Source organism: Nostoc punctiforme PCC 73102 (assembly GCF_000020025.1).
GTDB classification, from domain to species: Bacteria; Cyanobacteriota; Cyanobacteriia; order Cyanobacteriales; family Nostocaceae; genus Nostoc; species Nostoc punctiforme.
Genome location: NC_010630.1, coordinates 37,497 through 57,441, shown reverse-complemented (window position 1 = coordinate 57,441; position 19,945 = coordinate 37,497). Strand labels below are relative to the sequence as shown.

The window sequence follows — 19,945 nt, the reverse complement described above, 5'->3', positions numbered from 1 at the left end:
ATGCAAAAACTTCAGCTGGCAAAGCGAGTAGTTAAATTTGCGGTAAATCCTGTAATCTTGTTTACTCTTGCTATTTTTTTGATTATTATCCCCAGCACATTTGCCAAACCAATCCAGACAAATTTACCAGACGAGTTTCACATCCAAACCAATAAACCCCCAGCGACAACATCACAGCAACTTCTTGAGCAAGGAGAAGCACTTTATCAAGCTGGGCGCTTTACTGAAGCGGTAACTGTTTTACAACAAGCTGTCCGTATTTCTCAAGCAGAAAGCAATAACCTTGCCCAAGCCGCAGCACTGACTAACCTCTCCCTTGTATACCAGCAAATCGGTTCGTGGAAAAAAGCTGATGCAACGATTGACACTAGCTTAAATTTGCTGGGCTGGGATGAGAAAAATCAAACGTTAAATGTCAACAATCCAAAGTCTCAATTGTGGGAAATTCTGGCACAAACTCTGAATATTCAGGGCGAACTGCAACTGGCACAGGGACAAACTGATGCATCTGTGAAAACATCACAGCAAGCAGAGCAAATCTGGAAAAAATTAGGTGACAATGCTGGAGTAACGCGCAGCCGGATCGACCAAGCACAAGCTTTACGAGTTTCTGGTTTTTACCGTCGTAGCCGGGATATATTGCAGGAAGTATCCGAACAGTTAAAAGCTCAACCTGACTCACTTCTAAAAGTAACAGCTTTGCGATCGCTTGGTAACGTCTTACAACAATTAGGCGAAATAGAGTCATCTCAGAAAATTTTACAACAAACCTTAGAAATTGCTCAACATCTGCAACTACCTCTAGAAATTAGTTTGACGGAATTTAGCCTCGGTAATACTGCGAGATCGTTAAGTAATATCAAAGATGCTATTATCCATTATGAAAATGCTGCCAAAATTGCGCCTAACCCACTTCCCAAAGTGCAAGCTCAAATCAATCAACTTAGCTTACTGGTTGAGAAAGAACAAATAACAGCAGCGAAAACATTAATACCTATAATCCAATCTCAATTAGCTAGTTTACCGACAAATCAAGCTGGTATTTATGCGAGGATCAATTTTGCTCAGACTTTGACTAAAATTGCTTATAAAAAAGACATTGCAGAGATTCTAGCCAGCAGCGTTCAACAAGCTAAAATCATAGGCGATGAACGCGCCGAATCCTATGCATTAGGCAGCTTAGGAGAAGTTTACGAGCAGAACCATCAATGGCAAGACGCGCAGGATTTGACACAGCAAGCCTTGTTTCTAGCGCAAAAAATCGATGCCTCAGATATAGCTTATCGCTGGGAGTGGCAGTTAGGACGCTTGCTCAAAGCACAAGGAAATATCCCAGAAGCGATATCTGCTTACGATGCAGCAGTAGCAAGGCTACAGTTACTTCGTAGTGATTTAGTTGCAGTTGACCGAGAGGTACAATTTAATTTTCGTGATCGCATAGAGCCGATTTATCGCCAGTCTGTAGAGTTGCTTTTACAAGAGAAAGGACAAGGAAAGCCCGATTTAGATAAAGCACGTCAGCGAATTGAAGCTTTACAATTAGCAGAACTGGACAATTTTTTCCGAGAAGCTTGCTTAAATAACCAATTTGTGGCGTTAGACAATGTGGTAAACCGTGACAACCCGGATACTGCTATTTTCTATCCGATTATCCTAGATAAACATTTAGAAATTATTGTCAAACTTCCCAATCAACCGTTGATACATAAAACTTTTGTAGTCAACCGTCAGGAAATAGAGCAAGTCATTATAAAAATGCGAGAGACAATAGTGGAACCCGATGCTAATCGGCAATTTCAAGTACTTTCTCAACAGCTTTATGAGTGGTTAATAAAACCAGTGGAAACAGACCTCAAAAAGAGGAAAGTAAATACTTTAGTCTTTATTCCAGATGGTTTGTTGCGAAATATCCCGATGTCTGCATTGTATGATGGCAAAGAGTATTTAGTGCAAAAATACTCTGTAGCTGTTACTCCAGGACTACAACTATTTACACCCAAACCTCTAGCACAGCACAAATTAAATGCTCTGGCTGGAGGACTATCGCAACCACCCAAAAATGAAAACTTTGCACCACTTCCTAACGTTAAAGTTGAACTGCAATTAATTCAAAGATTGGGTGTGTCAAAAATCACATTATTGGATGGAAATTTTAATAGTGCAACGTTAGAAGAAACTATTAACGCTCAACCTTTTAGAGTTGTTCACTTAGCAACTCACGGGCAATTTAGCTCTAAAGCCAAAGACACTTTCATCCTAGCAGCTGATAGACGCATCAATGTCAGTGAATTAGACAGCTTGCTCAAAAGTAGAGGGCAAAAACGCGCAGAGCCAATTGAATTACTTGTTTTGAGTGCTTGCGAAACAGCAACAGGAGATAACCGAGCTGCATTAGGATTAGCAGGAGTTGCTCTGCGCGCTGGTGCGCGGAGTACTTTAGCATCCTTGTGGCAAATTGGCGATAACTCCACAGCTTTGTTTATTGATGAATTTTATCGTCAATTAATGACTGGTAAAACTACAGCAGAAGCTCTACGTCTTGCTCAACTAAAACTACTGTCTGGTTCTGAATATACTCGTCCTAGATATTGGGCACCCTATGTTTTAGTTGGCAATTGGTTGTAGAGATTTACAGCAGAATTCAGAATTATGAATTCTGAATGAAAATAGGCTCAGAGCCTAGCTATCAAAACTAAATAATATACTTCATTAATTTGAATCTGCTGTAATTGCTACTGCATTTGATTTAGCCAACCCTAAACATCTAAAAAACTGGTTTATTCACTGCTGTCACTGTACTTAATAAACTTGCAATCTGCTGGATTATCGATTAGCGCATCCCAGTTTATTTTCCCATCTTCTATTTAGTTCTTGGACAACATTAGCAGCTTTATTATTGTATAAAACTGGCTCTTGCCAAAAATCAACAGCTACAAAATTTGGCAGTTGCTTTGTTGTCTTTTCTTTAGGCAGAAATGCTGAATTACAACAACGATTCTCGATTCTGTCCATGATTTTGTCATAGGTGTTATCAAGTGCTGCGGTTATCCTAGTAGGGGTATCTCTAAAATGGTTAAAAAGGAATAATGCTGATTTTTTCTCCACAACTTTAGGATGTAATTGGGGATCTGCATATCTCCACTGGCTATATGGCGTTCCTTCTGGCACTATTTGATAATGATATCCGTCACGCCATCTTGACTGGCAATCCCAATCAGTACCACCAACTCCAAGACTCCAAAAATTTTGTAGTATGTAATTGCGATCGTAAGCTACTCCAATTTTTGTAGTTAAATTATTGTGGTTTTTATCGCTGAAAATAATTAAGCGTTTATTCCATTCGATCATTTCGGATAGTAAAGGCCATTCTCCTGTAACTCGGACGCTCCAATTTGGATTGTTATCCGGATCGTAGATTAACTCTTTCAAGCCTGTAACTTTGTCAAGTTCTTCCTTTAACTTATTAGTGTCAGGGTAAACGTAATCTTCCAAGAAAATAGTTACTACTTCGTTGCGATTATTTTTGAGAAAAGCTACTACTTCATTTAAAGCATCATACAGGTGTTTTAAAGGCAAAGCGTAATTTATTCCCGGGAATGAAGCGTTTGGATTAAAGTTATGGAGTAGATATACACCTTTTCCTCCTAATAGAGAATCGAACTCAGCATTATATATATCAAGCATAAGTGCCCTAACACCGTCATTGAGTTGCTTAGTAATAGTGTTAAATTGGTTAGCGGCAGTCCAATTCTCGTCAGAATTAGCAAAAGAATTATGGGTACATAAAAAGGAGTATTGGTTATATCTGCGTCCACCAGACACAAAGTAAGACGGCAACTTTGGCCTTAATGCAGGATTATCTAAAATAGATTTTACCCTTTTAATCAGAGGAAAACCGCTTTGAAATTGGTCTAGACCGATCGCCCAAATCATCGCGCCACCCAGTTTTTTCTCAATCAAGTAACTGGTTTTATAACCGATTGACTCAGTATCGTCATAGCTCACCCACTCACTAGTTTGGCTATTGTAGGCGTAGGGAGTCAGAGTTGGTTCATGCCACCGTCGTGTTAGAGAACCGCTTGAGATCCGGTTTTGAATCTCGTAGTATGAGAGAACTCCTGGAGTCACAGTTGATATTCCCGCAGGGCCGACACTACTATAAGACTTTCCTGGGCCATTATCGGTTAAACTCAGTGGGCTGGATACCTTGAACGTCCGACCGTAAGTTGGTATACCCATAACGATTTTGCTATTGGGAATCCCTGCTGCTAAGTAGGCTTCGATAGTATTTTTGACGCTGAATGGCCCTTTGGGCGTAGAGTCTTGGGGTAGGGGTGCGTTCATCCCTGTTACTTTATCGTCAGGAAATGCACCATGATAGTCGTAGGACATGACGTTGAGCCAATCCAAATATTGGGCACACTGAGCCAGCCATTGAAAGTAAGATCCTGGATTGGAGCGATATTGATCTGGTACGCCTGATGGGACTATGGCAGATGAGGCGATCGTTAAAAGAAAGTTTCTTCCAGAGATGGCAGTACGGAACTCTCGGACTAGAGCAAGGAAATTTGCGAAATCTTCTGGTCTACCTCCTCTACCTTGATAACCAGGATATTCCCAATCTAGGTCAATTCCATCGAATTTATATTTTTGAGCATATTCGAGCGCAGAATAAATAAACTGTTGCCTGCCTGCTGCCGAAGCTGCCATTTGGCTGAAAAGATTATAAGTATAAGTGCCTATTTGAATCGGATCTTGGGGGTCATTAAAGCCCCATCCACCAATTGATAATAAAGTCTTAAGATTAGGGTTCTTTAGCTTCAGTTTTTGGATTTCTGGGTACAGTACCGTCTGATCGTTCCACTCTATGGGTTGGATTCTATAGTCACCAGTAAGGCGCGGGTTATTTGGCGCAATGCCTTTGGTGATATAGCCGAAAATGCCAAAAGCAAAGTTTATGTGTGTATACAGTGATGGATCAATCTGTGCTGGCAAAAACTTTCCGCCTCCTTGCCGGTATTGAGACCAGTTTTCAAAATAACCAACAACTTTATATCCTGTAGAGCTTTGGGCATTAGCTGCAAGCAAGTTAACTAAAGGCGCACTTCCTACTGCTGCGCTTCCAGCTATGACACCACCTGCAAATTTGACAAATTTGCGTCGAGAAAAGCGATTGGACATAAACAATACTCCCAAAAATTGAAAATTGATACTGTAAAACTTGAAAGATCCCTTGCAAGATTCTCTCTGTTCCCTATTTGCTAAAATCCAAGGTTTCTTAATTTCATTAAGTTAAGCATTAAGAAGCTTGGCTCCTATATTTTTATAGGTATGAATAAGATGAAGGTATTCACTGGTGTGATAAAAATTGCCAAAAATATCTGTAAATCGCTTACAGAATGAACCAAAGTAAGTAAAACCGAGTAAATATTTGTAGTTGGGATGAGGCAGGAGGCAGGAGGCAGTCCCGATGAAAAAATTTCACAGCCAAGCATGAAAATGGGCAGGGGGCAGGGAGCAGGGGGAATTAGGGTATTGAGGTATCTACATCGATATTGGTCGAAGTAGTATTTTCAAGCTAGGCATCACCGTGGTCGGGTAGCAGGAGGGAAGAGGGTTTTAACCTAATTTATCTTTCTTAAGATAGTTGTGTTTCAATTTCTGGGGTGAGGAGCTAGGACATCTCAAAGCTTTGAGGAAGCGATCGCAATTCGCCAACAGAGTCGGATTAATCGCAAATATAGGAGGGACTGTAGATCAACGTCGGAATTCGAGAGTATTAATCATATCCAAGAAGTAGATCGAGGCTAATGACAGCAGAAGATAAAGAACTTTTAGATACTTACAAAAAAGCGATCGCTAAGATTATGTATAAAAACACCTAAATTCTGCTGTAAATTACTGGCCATTTGATGAATTCACTAGAGGATCTGTAGCAATATTATCCAGACTGACAGATTGCAATAAAGTTTGCCAATGTTTTTTAACAGATGCATCATTAGAATTAGCAAGGCGTAGTTTTGCCAGCATAGTTAAAGCGTCGAACCAAATACCTTCTTTGGCATAAATAACAATCTTTTCTTGGGGATCGGTTGTTGTTTGCAATTGCTGCATCACACGAGAATCTAAATTGATTCTTTGAATGTCTCCTTCAACATATATAGGAACGCTGGCTGTTCTCTGGTTGCAGCGAACTTTTAAATACCAGCGATATGTTTTACCTACTTCTAAGGATGCAACATTATCAGGAAGAGAAATACCAATGACACCAGGCTGCGACGGTAGTGCGATCGCTTTTTCATAAATATTCGTTTCTGCACTGTCCTGTAAGATAAATTCAGCACTTGAGTCAGCTAAATCCCGTGTGTAGGGAACGTAAAACCAAAATGTAGGTCTTTCAGAGATGGTTAGCCCCTCTACAATCCCTATAACTGATGCGTCTCTCTGTTTGCCAACATTTTGTGCCTCTTGCAATGGTACTAAAGCAGTGAGTGCAGTTGCAACCGCAGGACAATTATCCCGACTACCCATTCCTACTCTACGTCCAGATATAGGACTTAGAGCAGGTGTTTTTGGCCAAACAAAAACTGGTTGCGAGGTACGTTGTTGAGGTGAAGCAGGTGTCTTAACTGGTTGTACAGGCTGCTTAGTAGTTGGTGGTTGTTTTGTTTGGGCTATTACTTGTACTGGATATTGAGTGGTGCTGCTTAAAGTCACAGCAATTGCTAAGAGCCATTTCATCGGCTTAACAATGTATAGTTTTAGCTTATATTTATAAGTCATTATAATGAGCTTTGTGTTTTTTTAATCGTATCCAAGAGAGAACAAATTTTGCTTGGTGTAGGGTATTCTCTAGATCCATCGTGCTTGTTATCTTTGCATCTTAGCAGTTAAGCATTCATTTGGGCTATGGCTAACTGTCCGTTAATGGCGGCTATTTAAGGACACTTGCTACTGTCCTAACCCCATTGATTAAAACGCTTCACCTTCTTCAATCTGAAGCACATTAGGGTAAAAATCATCAAAGGGTCTTTCTACAGTTTCAAAGGCTTCTAAAGCTTGGCGTTTATCAGTGAACTGGTGCGCTTGTTCCTTATCTAAAATCCAATGATTTCTGACATCAAGATAGTAACTTACATTATTTTCGTAAATGCCACTTACTATCCAGCGATAATTTTTAGATGGGATCTTAGCATTCATTGTAGACATCTTGCTGTGGCAGACTCCCTAACTCTGCCACAGCAAGAACAAACATTTTCTTGATGGGCTTTATAGTCACAGCATTTATAACACCAGATTGTCTGCATATAAACCTATTACTAAGGATAGAATTTCGGACAATAGTAACAACGTCACGCTTGCTGCTGCCGCCAGTGTAGCAGAGAAGCAATCAGCACCTCCTTTCTCAAATCCTGCCCATTCATTTTTTGAGGCAGTCCCAACTCACTGGCAAGTTTTCGCGCAGCCCGTAGGGTTAAATTTTTGATATTGTCGATAGTAAAAGTGTGATTTTTCGGCGCTTCCACCTTTTGATAACCGTAAAGGTGTATTTGCTCAAAGGTATAAACTTCTGAATATCCGTTATCCCAATCTATTTTGGCTTTATTACCCTTAACGTCGGCGATTGTCCCAGAACACCCACTGCTTTTTAGGCGATCTCCTCTACTCCAAGAACTGTCAGGTCTAGTTTCACTCTCGACTTCCAATTTCACATAACCATAAGCAGCGAGTTTTTGAGCAATAACTTCAGGTGAATCAACAGGCGGGGCAGGAGTAACACTTTCTAAATCAAGACATAGCTGCACTGCAACTGGAGGCTTTTGTTTACCATTGTTGGTATAATCGAAATACTGTTTATCTAATTTTTGTTGCTGTTGAAAAGCCCAGCGTTGAGCATTATCTTTAAACCAATTGGCAATAACACCAAGAAGGGGAGTTTTGTTTTCTCTAACAGTATTGATTTCATTGGGGGCAAAAAGTTCAGGCTGTAATGTCATACCTGAAGGTAACAGATTAAATGCTTCATGCAATAGCTGTTCTAGTTTATGTGCAATATAACCAGTATATTTGCAGACTCGAATATAGGCAGTATGTAGATAATTAGCTACAGTTTTTATTACTGCAATAGCTTTTTTTTCACAATCTAAATTTATACGTACTAAATGATTGATGGAGCTAGCAGCATTTTTTACAAGACTGTAAACCATTGTCGCTTCCGCTTGTACAAATAAATATTTGTTATCTTTCTCCAGTCTTGCTACTTCTTGAAGTGTGAATTTTAAATTTTGAGCTAGACTTTCAAGTGCAAAAAAGTTGTTTTGGCGAAATTGGATAAAACCTGTCATCATTGATGCCTCATTTAATGAAATTGATTGAGCATTTCTAACGATTAAATATAGTAATATGTACAGAAATTAATGTATATAAATATGGATTCTATCTAAAACTAATTAATACTGGATATAGCGTTTACTAGTCTAGTGAGGTACAGTAGCAACAATGGATAAACCAATTGCGAATATCATTTAAAGAAACTTTATTAAAAGCTGTTTCAATCGCTTTTGCTAAATCTGGATAATTTCTAGCACCCAAAGAACGTAGTATACTTTTAATCTTTGACCAGCAATTTTCGATTGGTGAAAAATCAGGAGAATATGGAGGTAAATAAATTAATTTAGCTCCTGCTGCTTCAATTAACTTTTCAATTTCTTTACCTTTATGAACGGAACAATTGTCCATCACGACATAAGCACCTTCCCAAAGTTGTGGGACTAATTTTTGAGAAATAAAAGCTTCAAATGTCAGCCCGTTGGTTGCACCGACAAGACTATATTTACTAATGACACCTTTGATCCCAATTGCACCAATTATAGAGACATTCTGACTACGCTTTTGAGGACGAGACCCATACGCTCTTTTACCCTTTGAGGCACGAGCAAATTTTCTGATTAAAGATATATTTACGCCTGATTCGTCAATAAATACAAGGTTTACAGCAGATATAGCTTGAATTTGGAGCCAGAATTTTACTCTTAATAATTGAACTCTTTCTGTTTCTTTCTCAGAGGGGTGCAATGTTTTTTTTTACTCTAATTTCCAGCGTTTGCAACATTCTATCTACTGTTGAACGACCAATCAGAACCCCTGTCTTTTTTTCTAACTCGTTACGAATCTCTGATAACGTAGCATCATTATTTGTTTCCACAATTTCTTTCAGAACATTCAATTGCTGTTCATTTAACTTTGGTGGAGTTTGTTGTATCCTGATTTTAGGAGCTATATTTCCTGTTTCTTGATATTGTTTAAGTAATTTTTCAATAAAGCTTAAAGCTACTCCAAATCTTTTAGCTAGATGACGTTGTGATATTCCACCTTCTAAGTATGTATTAACTATCTTCTGACGTAAGTCGAGCGAGTATGCTTTCATTTCTATACTTGTTTAGATACACAACCTTATTTATTTAACCGATGTACCTCAGTAGACCGGGAACCGCTATATCTGCCGTAAGTGTCCAATGTTCCGTAACTATGCCGTAGGCTAAGATGCCTTCAGCATGAGGATTGCCGTAATTTGAGCGTATGCCGTACAAAAACAATAAACCACTTGATACAGCCTCTAAAATTTACGGCACTACCGCAGATACTTTACCAATTAGGTAAGAAATAAGTATTGTTTTCACCAGTGTTGAGCTTCTCGAATTGGATTAATTCCTTTAAACCAGCAATTAATTCTTGTTCTGAGTAACTGGTAAGTCTGTCAGCTTTCTTTAAATCACGTAATGTCTTTGGGACTTTATTTTTCACATTTTGGAAGTATTCTAAAACCTTGTTGGCTACTTCACTTAATTGCTGTTGGTGTTTTGATTGTTGACTTATCTCACTCAAATCAAATTCCAAGTCGAAAACTCTATCCAGATAAGTTTTTTCATCAGCAACAGGATTAGACTGTTTTGATAATTTAGGCATCAGTGCCACAACAAAACCACCCAGAGAAGCAATCAATATAGGACGTAAGTTTTTATAGGATATGGGTTTTATCTGAAGATATCTAGATTTAATCTCTTCCCTTTCTTGCTTGCCAGGGATAATGTCACCCCTATTTAAAATCAACTCCAGCACCCCATAACCCCATCCCCCCGAACGCGATCGCTGCAATACCCAAATGAATCTTAAATGGGTTGTCGGCTGGCAGTTCGCGGAACACGTACAAGCTTTCATGCTGGAGGAATGCCCAAGGGTTAAAGTTTGGGTTGCTGGTGCGGTACTGATTAGCCTTCAAATATGGTTCTGGGATTTGCGATCGCTGTTCATAGCGACAATACTTTTTACCTAGCAATAGTTTTTCTGGATTGCCTTCACCAGCTTGAATGGGTGCATCGTGGATTCTGGCTGATTTTGGGTAGAAACAGATTTCTTTCTTGGCTATGCCATCACCGATATGAGCAGCAATAGCACAAACTACAGCACCTACCACAGACAGTTTGACAGCCAAATCTAAACGCAGTGGCAGGCTGTAAGAGCGTTGATTAAGTTCTGCTGGTTTAACATCTTTCATTATCACTTCTTACGTAAAAATAAAAACAGTGCTAGGGCTGCACATACGGAAAAACCCAGCAAGAAGCCAAAATGATTTTGACTAGGTTGCGGAATACCTTCAAACTCTCTCACCTGCTGAGTAAATACTTGAAAACTGCCACGGGCTATAAAGTCCATCTGTTGGGCATCCCCGGTTAGCTTCCAAGAACTAGCAGCCAGCATCGCGGTGCGAGTCACACCAATAGCCAACTTTTGACGATTGGTAATTTTGGGAATCAAACCATTTTCAAAGCGTAAGTAGCAGAGGGTAGCAGCGAAAGAAGCACCCACTGGTAAGCCAGCAATAACGGCGGGGAACAGTCCCACACTGCCAGCCAGATACAGAGATTGCGTTGACGTGAGTTGAAAACCTGCTAAAACAGCACCTTGGGCAATACCACGAAATATAGTGATAGAACTGTCAATTTCTGCGATCGCCTGTTGTACCTGTTCACTGTCGTATTCATCCCCAGTTACGGAGGTAGGCGAATCGTCAACAATCTCAGCATCAAAATAAATAGGCGTTTTCTGATTTTTGGTTAGCATTGGCCAAACCTTGTAAAGAGTTATTCCCAGGGTTCACCCCTGGGAATTTACTTGTTAGTCAATCAACCGTCTAAAGAAACCTTTCACCCCTCGCATGGCGTTAGAACCGTGTCTGTGGATGTCTTTTAGTGTTTCTTTGGCTCGGTCTGCGGGTGAAAGTCCTTGCTGTTTGTCCTTTACCTGCTGCCAAACCTGAGATTGTGCTTTGGTAGCATCAATCTCAATCACTCTGAGCGTTGCACGGTGCGATTCACCAAGCAGGTTAAGTGTCCGTCCATGCCGAAACTGTTCTTGGGCTAGTTGGTTGTCAGATGCAATAACTTTTTCCTGTAGACCATAGCCCAAACGCGCATCGCTGACTCTGACCTTTGACCAACCATCAGCCATTTTGTTGATGCTTGTACCTGCGGCGGTGAGAAACTGGGTTTCTTCTGCCATAACAGCTTCAGTTGCCTGCAACCCTTGGTTTAAGTTACCGAATACCGCCTTGGCATTTTGGGCGCGTTGGGTTTGCTTAATTCTGAAATCTGCCACCTCTGCGGCGGCGGTCTTGTTGCCGTCGAGTGCTTGGAATATGGTTTCTTGGCTGATGTTCGTTAAGGACTGTAAAGCAGCGTATGTGACGGGTGCATCCAGCTTGAGTTTTACTGTTCTGCTCATGTTTGCTCCTCTGCCCAAATAATTAAACCTCGTTTATCCAACTCATCCAGACTGACAGCATTGATTTCTTCTACCACCTCATCTGGCAAGATTCGCATCAGCAATTTCATCAAAACCTTCATAGCTATTCACCCCAATAATTCATCTCACCCAGTCTGGATTGGATGGATTCAGCACGTTCAATCACATCCTCGCTAATGCCCAATTCCTGCATTACCTGAAACGGGTAATCCTCACCTTCTGCCAGTGCAAAAATCAGATTGTCAGGGACTAACCCACCTAAATTAGCTAAAAACTGCCCGTGAGCTAGGGGATGCGGTGTATCATCAATAGTTTGATAGCTGTCATAAGCTCCTGTTGAGTCCCAAGTCTGATTCTGCAAATATGGCAGCGTCTCTTGAATAATCTGCTGATCTTCAGTGGTTCTGCCTAAATCTGGTTTCGAGGGATCATCATTAGCCACAATGGAGGCGGCTGACTGTGCCAGTTCCGAGGGGCATCCGTTCAGGGTTAGCGCGTTCAGGGCTGCAAAGAAGATGTTGTCGCTCATCTTGTAAGATCCTTTATATTGATACCTGATGCTATTAGCTGGCGATTCGCATTACTGATTGGCGTTAGTGGGTGCGATCGCCTTTAATTTGACATTCAGATTGCAAAGTATTGAAAAACTGATTTACATCACCCAAATTGACATCACAATCAAATTGCAAAGCTTGGTATTGTGGATGTTGAGGAATTTGTGTGAGCAATTGTTGGGCTTGTACAACCAATTGGGGTAATGATTGCCGACTCATATTCACTTCAAAATAATGACAATTGCTGTGATTGTTGATTGATTACAGAACTGCTTGTAGATAAGCCTTCTACGACATAACAACGAGTAGTTAAAGCTTTATCATTCAGCTTGATATCTGCCTTCTTCTTCTCTCCAGAAAGAGGACGGAAGATATACTGTGGTGCTTTAACTGTGCCTGTTTTTTCTAGATATCGGTACAAAGTTCTATCTATTTGATAAACGCCCGATTGAGTCAGTAATGTTGAATCATGGATGCGAGTGAGATTTTGCATTAGTTTTCACTCCCACCTTTTAAAGAACGAACAAGAATGTCACCGTAGTTGGCATCACCGTGCCAAAACGGGAAAATTGTACGCTAAGGCTAAAAGCCTTCCCCCATAAGCATCTTAGCCACCCATTTTTCAATAACACCCGTAAGTAAGATTGAGCCTCCTATAGGTGTACTTTGGCGTAGAGACAGCGAAGCTTTCAGAGAGGAAAGATAGCCTGAAAGTATTGCTATGAATGACTTTCAGGCTATAAGATTCTCAGAAATACTAATATTAGTATTTTTAGACTTAGCAATTGCAACAATAGTCAAAATTGACTTGACTTCATTATTCATCTTGCCAGTAATAAGTTGGTTGTATAAATATTTGGCTTCTCCTAATGAAGAAGCCGATGGATTAGCAGCAGCATTAGCCTCATGACCACTTTGCCAACCACCCATATTGGAAAAAATTGCGTACCTAACAAGAGGACGATTTTCGCCACCTACATTAAACCACACGCAACTACGTTCTCGCTCAATGTCAATAGAAACTATCGGAGGAATACATTGCCAAGATGCAACTTGCTTTGACCAAGTTTGAAAATCAGCATAATTTTCACTCTTGATATTCATTTTTTATTTTTATTCCCTTGCTATGAGATTTAGACTTAACGCCTTACAGTAGATGCTCTGGTTGAAAGCCATAATCAACTACAGCTTGAGCTTCTACGCTGTACTCTTGAGCCGGCTTTAATAACCTTCCTGCTTCAGACACAGCAGCCAACAGCATTGCTCTAGTATCTTTTGAAACTTGTAGAAAATCTTCTTCTCCGTGCTGCATTTCAATCAAAAGCGATCGCATTTCTTCTATCAAAGTAATCAAGTATTGTTGATTTTCTTGTGGTGAATGCTCCAAAGGGTCATAAAATTTTTTGCTAGTCATTCTCTTTCTAGATCCCCATTCATTATCTAGGTCATCCGTTGGATCGCAATACTGTTCGGGTTTTGCATTTTTAACTCGGAATTGAGTTTTGGGAAAAGGTTAAAGGTTTCTTTCCCCTTCCCTTTTCAACTCACTAGGTTAACTAAAAAGTTGATTTAAAATATTGTTTATTTGCCCGGAAAAGCAATAAGAGCAGCTGTGATAAGCTTCATTAGAATTAGCCTCAAGGCAATTTTCTGCATTTTCTAATCTACCAATTAGGCCTTTGATTTCAATCATTGCTATTTGCTCGCCTTCAGCTTCAATAATTGTTTCTACTCTTGATTCTGGTAGGTTTTCGGGAGAGAGCGAATCTATTGATAAGCTTGTATCTACAACAATATTTGATAAATGATAAATTGATTTACATCCATCATCGGTGCAAAATACTAAACAATTATTCCTCACGTAAATTTCAGTAATTTTCATTGTATAAATCCATGCTTTAATGAGATGATTATACAAAATTTAAAAATATCCATTTCGTCATTTCGCCTTCTGAGTCCCTTTGACTGCTTCGCCGTAAAGAATTGTATCGCCGGCTTCATCCACAATTTCAATATATCCATCTGGGTGAAAGTGTGGATAAATATAGCGTTTTACGATGCCAACTTGCTGAAATGGCAAGCAATGTTCATCGTGCGATTCAAAGATTACGCGATCGCCCGGCTTTAATTTTCTTTTCCCCATATATTTTAAAAACTATCGTGTGTTTCATTTAACCCGTAATCTACTGTTTGTTGAATCGCTTCTAATTGTTTTGGCAAGCAATCTTGGCAATAGTAGTGTGGGTTATCATCCGACCAGTAAATAATATTTTCTTGACCTTTTGGTATTCTCTTTTGGCATTCGTAGCAATCAAAAGCGGTACATTCAATACATTCACAATACCGTACAATTCCAATACACTTTTCCCTAAAATAGTATTTAGGCATGGTAAAATTAAATCTGGCATCTGCTAATAAACTATCAAAATGATTCGATAGCATTTGGCTTGTATTATATTTTGGCTGTGTGCCTATTGAAATTCTCCAGTTCATATCCATAGTCTTGGCTAGCATAGCAGGCTATAGTGTTTATCAATCGATTTCAATCATTTGAGATTCGCATAAATACCACTTCACTTCCGGCGTATCTTTTGATAGTTCTTCTGTATCAATTTCCCAGTCTTCGGGATAATCTAAAATTTTCAAGCATCGAAATAAATCTCCATCAACATACGCAATAAACGACTCGTAAAAAGTTCCATCTTCTTCGGTAACGGTAATTTCAAAAACAGGATGATTGTCAGGGTTGCTCATAATTAATTCCTATTTTGCAACTTCCCTAATTCTCTTCAAATCCGCGAAATGCTCAGTTTTACGCACACCATCGGCATACTTAACTAAGCAATAAGGTGCGTTTGCTGTGGTGTGTTCAATTATTGTGCAGGGTTGACCTGTTTTCTCGTTTAAATACATAATTCCCTTTTTGTCACTTGATGGATAATCTTGTTGTATTGTTTTTCAGCGCGATGGCTGATGTTTTACCTGAGTGGTTGATTACCCTTATTTTGTTGGTGCAGAGTAGTATGTATTCCCTGCACCAAGCATAGTATGTTTTGGCAAAAGTATTGTTTTATTATCACACTTGGTCAGTTAAATACTGAAATTATTCAGAAAAATTTGGTAGGTTTTTCAACGCCAATTGTGCCACAATTTCTGCACGTTGCGACGTTACTTTTTGATACCGTAATGTTGTCTGAATGCTTTCATGTCCCATGAGCGCCCTGAGTTCTTCAATTCCCATTAATCCCACTCGCTCTGTAGCAAAAGTGTGCCGTAGGTCATGAATACGAATTTCTTGGAGTTCAGGACTATCTCTGATGAGCTTAATCCAGGATTTATGCGCCATGCGGTAAGAAAGCCGGGATACTTCCAAAGTCTTTGGCTGTTGAGCAGTAAACAGGGCTGGATGCTTAGGATGTCTATAATATTCAATGTAGTGATTTAGACTATTGAGTGCTACTTCACTGTAAAAACACCACCGTTGCTTGTTGCCTTTCCCAACAACCTGAAATTTTCGGGCTTTGAGGTCTATCTCATCTAAATTTAGAGCTAGTACCTCAGCAATCCTAGCGCCACTAGTATGCAACAAACGCACCAATGCAGACAAACGAACATCTTTTTTGATGACACGATACAGGATACTTAATTGGTATGGAGTAAGGTAACGCACAGCCTCATCAGTAGCGTGTTCTCCTTGTTCTCGACTGGGTTTACGTCTTCTGAGACCCGCAACCGGATTGGATTTGAGATATTCCATATCAACAGCAAAACTGAACAAAGCCGTGATTACAGCTTGATGACGGTGGTGGGTCGTATAGGAAACATCAGTTAAATGATTGAGATATTCCATCAAAACTTGTCTGTCGATGATTTCTATTGACCATCGACCGTACTCCTTGAGCAAGGGGATAATCGTAGACTGATATGAACGCAGAGTACTTTTGGCTAGTCCTGGACGTTCTAAAAACTTGGTGGCTAAAGCTGCTAAAGTCATCATTACTTTAGAAAAGCTTTTTACAATTTATTTGAATAAAGGTTTAGATATTAACTTATCATTAACAAATATATTTTCAGATATATTTTGATGATTGTAACAGAACATTCAACGCGACCATTGGGAGAAGAAGGGCTTGCTAATTACGTCCAGAGATTGCGAGGTCAGCTTTCTTTAACCCAAAAAGAGTTGAGTTTCAAAGCGGGAATACATATCCAGACCATCCGCAAAATTGAGGGTGGACAAACTAATAGACTCAATCAAAAGGCTAAAGGCGGTCTAGCTGCTGCGTTGGGAATACCACCGGAGTACCTAGATGCGGCAGCGAAGAAAGTCTCTCCAGAAACAATAACTACGTTAAAATTTTGTCCTAAATGTTGGACTCCAGGAACTACCCCTGACCAAATGTGGACAGATTTACGGTCGAAGTATTGCTTTGCTTGTGGCACAGCTTTACGAAATCGCTGTGTTAGTTGCAATGAACCAATTATGTCATTGAAATTTAAATTCTGCCCTTACTGTGGTGCGAATTATAAACAAAATCAAACTACTTCTTAAAAACTGAATATCCAGGTATCTAATTGGCAACGCGCGAACTTTTATCTCCGACACAACGACTTCAATTTACTGAAATTCCCAATTCTATCACGACAAGAGATATAGCTCGCTACTATACTTTTAGTAATGACGAACTCAAAGTTATCAAAGAGCGTCGTAGACCGCACAATCGTCTTGGTTTCGCCGTACAGTTATCTTACCTACGCTTCCCCGGTCGTGTTTGGAGTTTAGGAGAAATAGTACCGGAATCTGTACTGTTTTATATTGCATCTCAATTAAAACTTGACCCAACAATCATCACCGAATATTCCCAAAGGGATACAACTCGACGCGAACATCTGGCAGAAATTCAAAACAATTTCGGATTTCATACTTTTAATACATCTACATACAAGCAATTCTCAAAATGGTTATTACCTTTTGCAATATCGTCAGATAAAGGGATGGCGCTTGTGGGAGTGTTGATTGATGAGATGCGCTTGCGCCAAATTATTATTCCAGCTATTTCTACAGTAGAACGTTTAGCCTGGGAGGTCAGGCATCGCGCTCAAAAATTAGTATGTCTTGAGTTGACTAAAAGTTTGACAACATTACAAAAGACGGCGCTAGATAAGTTATTAGTTGTAGAGCCTGATAAAAAACTGACTGATTTAATTTGGCTACGTCAACCACCAGGTCAGGCTAATCCAAGAAACTTTTTAAAAGTGGTGGAACGACTGGAGTTTATTCGCCATCTCAACCTCGACTCTGGATGCTTGAAACGAGTACACCAAAATCGTCTGCTGCAATTTACTAGAACTGGTGCAAAGTCTACACCTGCTCACCTATCTAGGTTGGATGAATCGAGACGTTATGCTATTTTAGTTGCTTTTCTGATTGAATGGAGTGCTTCATTGGTCGATTATGCGATTGGAATGCATGATAAAATGATGGGTAAATTATTTAATAAAAGTGAGCATCAGCACGGCGATAAGTTTCAACGCGATGGCAAAGCGATTAATGAAAAAGTCCGATTGTATGCTCAAGTGGGCAAGGCATTAATTGCAGCTAGAGATGAGTCCAATGATGCCTATCAAGCGATTGAATCTGTGTTGGATTGGGAGAAATTTATTAGTAGTGTTGCCGAAGCGGAAAAGCTAGCCAGACCCGTAGATTTTGATTATCTTGAACTGCTTGATAACCGTTATTCACAATTACGACGGTATACGCCTAAATTGTTGTCAGCCTTTGAATTTAAAGCTACTTCTGCCAGTTTACCAGTAATAAAGGCTTTAGAGATTATTAAAGAATTAAATATATCAGGTGGTCGAAAAGTGCCGGAATCTGCGGACACTAGTTTCGTTAAGCCTCGTTGGTCAAAACACGTAATTAAGGGCGATACTATTGACCGTCACTACTATGAGATGTGTGCTTTAGCTGAGTTACGTAGTGGTTTGCGTTCTGGGGATATTTGGGTAGCAGGCTCGAAGCAGTTCCAAGATTTTGAGGATTATTTATTACCAGATAGCTCATGGCAGTCAATGCGTTCTTCTAACACTATACCTGTGGCAGTAACAACGGATTTTACTACCTATATTGAACAACGCTCAATCGAATTGTCTGAACAATTAGCGCTTGTTTCTTCAATGATTGTAGAGAATAAGTTGGTAGATGTCAGGATAGAAAACGAGTTGTTAATTATCACTCCTCTCACCAATGCTGTCCCCAAGGAGGTTGATGAATTTAGCAGAAAAGTTCATAGTTTGTTGCCAAGAATTAAGTTGACTGATTTGTTGGTAGAAGTTGATTCTTGGACACAATTTACTAAACATTTTACGCATTTACATTCCGGAGAACAAGTTTCAGATAAAGTTGTTTTGTTAAGTGCCTTGCTTGCTGATGGTATTAATTTAGGTTTAACGCGGATGGCTGACGCAACTCAAGGAATGTCTTTTGAGCGTTTAGCTTGGGTGGCGGATTGGTATATTCGAGATGAAACTTATTCCAAGGCTTTAGCTGAGGTAGTGAATTTTCATGCACAGATCCCATTTGCTGCTTATTGGGGTGATGGGACAACATCTTCTTCTGATGGCCAACGGTTTAAAGCAGGTGGACATCGCAGTTTTAATGAAGAGATCAATGCCAAGTACGGTAAGGATAGAAGCGTGATTTTTTACACGCATATTTCCGACCAGTATGCTCCATTTCACGTTAAGGTAATTAACGCCACGATTAGGGATGCAACTCACGTTTTAGATGGTTTGTTGTATCACGAGAGTGATTTACAGATTCAGGAGCATTATACAGATACAAGCGGTTATACCGAGCATGTGTTTGCAATGTGCCATTTATTAGGGTTTAGATTTGCACCCCGAATGCGAGATTTACCTGATAAGAAATTATATACTTTTGAACCTAGTTCCCCTGATTCGGTTTTAGCACCTCTGGTAGGTGACAAGATTAATGTGAAATTGATTCAAGAGTCTTGGGATGAGATTCTTCGCCTTGCTAGTTCAATTCGCACGGGGACGGTGACTGCTTCTTTGATGTTGAGGAAATTAGCTTCTTATCCTCGGCAGAATCGTTTAGCTTTGGCTTTGCGGGAGTTGGGGAGGATTGAGCGGACTTTATTTACCCTGGAATGGTTGCAGAGTCCAGAACTGCGGCGACGAGCGACGGCGGGACTTAATAAAGGTGAGGCGAAACATACCTTGAAAAGAGCAGTGTTTTTTAATCGGCTGGGGGAATTGCGCGATCGCTCTTATGAAGACCAGTTTTATCGGGCTAGTGGCTTGAATTTGGTGATTGCTGCTATTGTTCTGTGGAATACGGTGTACTTAGAAAAAGCTGTAGATTATTTGCAGGAACAGGGGATGGATATTCCTGAAGAACATTTGCAACATTTGTCACCGTTGGGTTGGGAGCATATCAATCTCACTGGCGATTATGTGTGGAATTTGAAGCAGGCGACCAGTTTTGGCCAGTTGCGTCCTTTGCGGGTTAAAGAAAATAAGTATCGCTGAAATGCTTATCTAATACAAGTTTCAGCCTTAGCGTA

General features: G+C 40.0%; 24 protein-coding genes. 3 read left to right on the top strand and 21 right to left on the bottom strand.

Annotated elements, in window-relative coordinates; genetic code table 11:
- The gene (locus NPUN_RS36685; RefSeq protein ID WP_012412887.1) at positions 1 to 2,625 is read left to right on the top strand and encodes a CHAT domain-containing protein; all 2,625 of its coding nucleotides are present in this window, start codon (positions 1 to 3) and stop codon (positions 2,623 to 2,625) included.
- A 198-nt stretch (positions 2,626 to 2,823) separates the two neighbouring features.
- On the opposite strand, the gene NPUN_RS38440 is transcribed toward NPUN_RS36685, so the two are convergent.
- From NPUN_RS38440 to NPUN_RS36585, 21 genes are all read right to left on the bottom strand, one after another.
- Positions 2,824 to 5,181 (bottom strand): glycosyl hydrolase family 18 protein, encoded by a 2,358-nt coding sequence (locus NPUN_RS38440; RefSeq protein ID WP_012412886.1) that lies wholly within the window; start codon positions 5,179 to 5,181, stop codon positions 2,824 to 2,826.
- A gap of 717 nt (positions 5,182 to 5,898) precedes the next feature.
- On the bottom strand, positions 5,899 to 6,783 hold the full coding sequence (locus NPUN_RS36675) for a DUF928 domain-containing protein (protein ID WP_012412885.1): 885 nt from the start codon (positions 6,781 to 6,783) through the stop codon (positions 5,899 to 5,901).
- A 189-nt stretch (positions 6,784 to 6,972) separates the two neighbouring features.
- Positions 6,973 to 7,200, bottom strand: coding sequence for a hypothetical protein (locus NPUN_RS36670; protein WP_041566754.1), 228 nt, complete (start codon positions 7,198 to 7,200; stop codon positions 6,973 to 6,975).
- A 152-nt stretch (positions 7,201 to 7,352) separates the two neighbouring features.
- A complete protein-coding gene (locus NPUN_RS42635; RefSeq protein WP_012412883.1) occupies positions 7,353 to 8,348 on the bottom strand; it encodes a hypothetical protein in 996 nt (331 codons plus the stop codon).
- Positions 8,349 to 8,472: 124 nt separating this feature from the next.
- A protein-coding gene (locus tag NPUN_RS39865) for an IS630 family transposase (RefSeq protein WP_234711215.1) occupies positions 8,473 to 9,427 on the bottom strand; the annotation gives its coding sequence in 2 pieces (ribosomal slippage) (positions 8,473 to 9,085 and positions 9,084 to 9,427; 957 coding nt in all).
- 34 nt (positions 9,428 to 9,461) lie between these two features.
- Positions 9,462 to 9,590, bottom strand: coding sequence for a hypothetical protein (locus NPUN_RS44390; protein WP_272913990.1), 129 nt, complete (start codon positions 9,588 to 9,590; stop codon positions 9,462 to 9,464).
- Positions 9,591 to 9,645: 55 nt separating this feature from the next.
- Positions 9,646 to 10,110, bottom strand: coding sequence for a hypothetical protein (locus NPUN_RS36650; protein WP_041566751.1), 465 nt, complete (start codon positions 10,108 to 10,110; stop codon positions 9,646 to 9,648).
- Positions 10,097 to 10,555 carry a hypothetical protein gene (locus tag NPUN_RS36645; RefSeq protein ID WP_041566750.1) on the bottom strand — a complete coding sequence of 153 codons (459 nt, stop codon included), beginning with the start codon at positions 10,553 to 10,555 and terminating at the stop codon, positions 10,097 to 10,099. Before NPUN_RS36645 ends, NPUN_RS36650 begins: the two co-directional genes overlap by 14 nt.
- 2 nt (positions 10,556 to 10,557) lie before the next feature.
- Positions 10,558 to 11,121: a hypothetical protein gene (locus tag NPUN_RS36640; protein WP_012412882.1), complete on the bottom strand. Its 564-nt coding sequence runs from the start codon at positions 11,119 to 11,121 to the stop codon at positions 10,558 to 10,560.
- Positions 11,122 to 11,175: 54 nt separating this feature from the next.
- The gene (locus NPUN_RS36635; RefSeq protein WP_012412881.1) at positions 11,176 to 11,781 is read right to left on the bottom strand and encodes a hypothetical protein; all 606 of its coding nucleotides are present in this window, start codon (positions 11,779 to 11,781) and stop codon (positions 11,176 to 11,178) included.
- Positions 11,778 to 11,903 (bottom strand): hypothetical protein, encoded by a 126-nt coding sequence (locus NPUN_RS44385; protein ID WP_257797960.1) that lies wholly within the window; start codon positions 11,901 to 11,903, stop codon positions 11,778 to 11,780. Before NPUN_RS44385 ends, NPUN_RS36635 begins: the two co-directional genes overlap by 4 nt.
- Before the next feature lie 2 nt (positions 11,904 to 11,905).
- Positions 11,906 to 12,331, bottom strand: a complete 426-nt coding sequence (locus NPUN_RS36630) for a hypothetical protein (RefSeq protein WP_012412880.1) — start codon at positions 12,329 to 12,331, stop codon at positions 11,906 to 11,908.
- Positions 12,332 to 12,395: 64 nt separating this feature from the next.
- Positions 12,396 to 12,575 (bottom strand): hypothetical protein, encoded by a 180-nt coding sequence (locus NPUN_RS36625; protein WP_012412879.1) that lies wholly within the window; start codon positions 12,573 to 12,575, stop codon positions 12,396 to 12,398.
- 7 nt (positions 12,576 to 12,582) lie between these two features.
- Complete coding sequence (locus NPUN_RS36620; protein WP_012412878.1) at positions 12,583 to 12,849, bottom strand: hypothetical protein; 267 nt, start codon at positions 12,847 to 12,849, stop codon at positions 12,583 to 12,585.
- Positions 12,850 to 13,088: 239 nt separating this feature from the next.
- Positions 13,089 to 13,460: a hypothetical protein gene (locus NPUN_RS36615; RefSeq protein ID WP_012412877.1), complete on the bottom strand. Its 372-nt coding sequence runs from the start codon at positions 13,458 to 13,460 to the stop codon at positions 13,089 to 13,091.
- A gap of 43 nt (positions 13,461 to 13,503) precedes the next feature.
- The gene (locus NPUN_RS36610; RefSeq protein WP_012412876.1) at positions 13,504 to 13,770 is read right to left on the bottom strand and encodes a hypothetical protein; all 267 of its coding nucleotides are present in this window, start codon (positions 13,768 to 13,770) and stop codon (positions 13,504 to 13,506) included.
- Between the two features lie 138 nt (positions 13,771 to 13,908).
- Entirely contained in the window at positions 13,909 to 14,238 is a 330-nt protein-coding gene (locus tag NPUN_RS36605) for a hypothetical protein (protein WP_041566749.1), read from the bottom strand.
- A 57-nt stretch (positions 14,239 to 14,295) separates the two neighbouring features.
- Positions 14,296 to 14,499 (bottom strand): hypothetical protein, encoded by a 204-nt coding sequence (locus NPUN_RS36600; protein WP_041566748.1) that lies wholly within the window; start codon positions 14,497 to 14,499, stop codon positions 14,296 to 14,298.
- Positions 14,500 to 14,504: 5 nt separating this feature from the next.
- Entirely contained in the window at positions 14,505 to 14,855 is a 351-nt protein-coding gene (locus NPUN_RS36595; RefSeq protein ID WP_041566747.1) for a hypothetical protein, read from the bottom strand.
- Positions 14,856 to 14,888: 33 nt separating this feature from the next.
- Complete coding sequence (locus NPUN_RS36590; RefSeq protein ID WP_012412874.1) at positions 14,889 to 15,110, bottom strand: hypothetical protein; 222 nt, start codon at positions 15,108 to 15,110, stop codon at positions 14,889 to 14,891.
- A 349-nt stretch (positions 15,111 to 15,459) separates the two neighbouring features.
- On the bottom strand, positions 15,460 to 16,353 hold the full coding sequence (locus tag NPUN_RS36585; protein ID WP_012412873.1) for a tyrosine-type recombinase/integrase: 894 nt from the start codon (positions 16,351 to 16,353) through the stop codon (positions 15,460 to 15,462).
- Positions 16,354 to 16,440: 87 nt separating this feature from the next.
- Here NPUN_RS36585 and NPUN_RS36580 point away from each other — a divergent pair, with 87 nt between their 5' ends.
- Both NPUN_RS36580 and NPUN_RS36575 read left to right on the top strand, forming a co-directional pair.
- Positions 16,441 to 16,908 (top strand): double zinc ribbon domain-containing protein, encoded by a 468-nt coding sequence (locus tag NPUN_RS36580; RefSeq protein ID WP_012412872.1) that lies wholly within the window; start codon positions 16,441 to 16,443, stop codon positions 16,906 to 16,908.
- 23 nt (positions 16,909 to 16,931) lie between these two features.
- Positions 16,932 to 19,910, top strand: a complete 2,979-nt coding sequence (locus NPUN_RS36575) for a Tn3 family transposase (RefSeq protein WP_012412871.1) — start codon at positions 16,932 to 16,934, stop codon at positions 19,908 to 19,910.
- Positions 19,911 to 19,945 lie beyond the last annotated feature (35 nt).

Coding starts and splice junctions, on each gene's coding strand:
- NPUN_RS36685 (WP_012412887.1), top strand. CDS start 1: ATGCAAAAACTTCAGCTGGCAAAGCGAGTAGTTAAATTTGCGGTAAAT.
- NPUN_RS38440 (WP_012412886.1), bottom strand. CDS start 5,181: ATGTCCAATCGCTTTTCTCGACGCAAATTTGTCAAATTTGCAGGTGGT.
- NPUN_RS36675 (WP_012412885.1), bottom strand. CDS start 6,783: ATGACTTATAAATATAAGCTAAAACTATACATTGTTAAGCCGATGAAA.
- NPUN_RS36670 (WP_041566754.1), bottom strand. CDS start 7,200: ATGAATGCTAAGATCCCATCTAAAAATTATCGCTGGATAGTAAGTGGC.
- NPUN_RS42635 (WP_012412883.1), bottom strand. CDS start 8,348: ATGATGACAGGTTTTATCCAATTTCGCCAAAACAACTTTTTTGCACTT.
- NPUN_RS36645 (WP_041566750.1), bottom strand. CDS start 10,555: ATGAAAGATGTTAAACCAGCAGAACTTAATCAACGCTCTTACAGCCTG.
- NPUN_RS36640 (WP_012412882.1), bottom strand. CDS start 11,121: ATGCTAACCAAAAATCAGAAAACGCCTATTTATTTTGATGCTGAGATT.
- NPUN_RS36635 (WP_012412881.1), bottom strand. CDS start 11,781: ATGAGCAGAACAGTAAAACTCAAGCTGGATGCACCCGTCACATACGCT.
- NPUN_RS44385 (WP_257797960.1), bottom strand. CDS start 11,903: ATGAAGGTTTTGATGAAATTGCTGATGCGAATCTTGCCAGATGAGGTG.
- NPUN_RS36630 (WP_012412880.1), bottom strand. CDS start 12,331: ATGAGCGACAACATCTTCTTTGCAGCCCTGAACGCGCTAACCCTGAAC.
- NPUN_RS36625 (WP_012412879.1), bottom strand. CDS start 12,575: ATGAGTCGGCAATCATTACCCCAATTGGTTGTACAAGCCCAACAATTG.
- NPUN_RS36620 (WP_012412878.1), bottom strand. CDS start 12,849: ATGCAAAATCTCACTCGCATCCATGATTCAACATTACTGACTCAATCG.
- NPUN_RS36615 (WP_012412877.1), bottom strand. CDS start 13,460: ATGAATATCAAGAGTGAAAATTATGCTGATTTTCAAACTTGGTCAAAG.
- NPUN_RS36610 (WP_012412876.1), bottom strand. CDS start 13,770: ATGACTAGCAAAAAATTTTATGACCCTTTGGAGCATTCACCACAAGAA.
- NPUN_RS36605 (WP_041566749.1), bottom strand. CDS start 14,238: ATGAAAATTACTGAAATTTACGTGAGGAATAATTGTTTAGTATTTTGC.
- NPUN_RS36600 (WP_041566748.1), bottom strand. CDS start 14,499: ATGGGGAAAAGAAAATTAAAGCCGGGCGATCGCGTAATCTTTGAATCG.
- NPUN_RS36595 (WP_041566747.1), bottom strand. CDS start 14,855: ATGGATATGAACTGGAGAATTTCAATAGGCACACAGCCAAAATATAAT.
- NPUN_RS36590 (WP_012412874.1), bottom strand. CDS start 15,110: ATGAGCAACCCTGACAATCATCCTGTTTTTGAAATTACCGTTACCGAA.
- NPUN_RS36585 (WP_012412873.1), bottom strand. CDS start 16,353: ATGATGACTTTAGCAGCTTTAGCCACCAAGTTTTTAGAACGTCCAGGA.
- NPUN_RS36580 (WP_012412872.1), top strand. CDS start 16,441: ATGATTGTAACAGAACATTCAACGCGACCATTGGGAGAAGAAGGGCTT.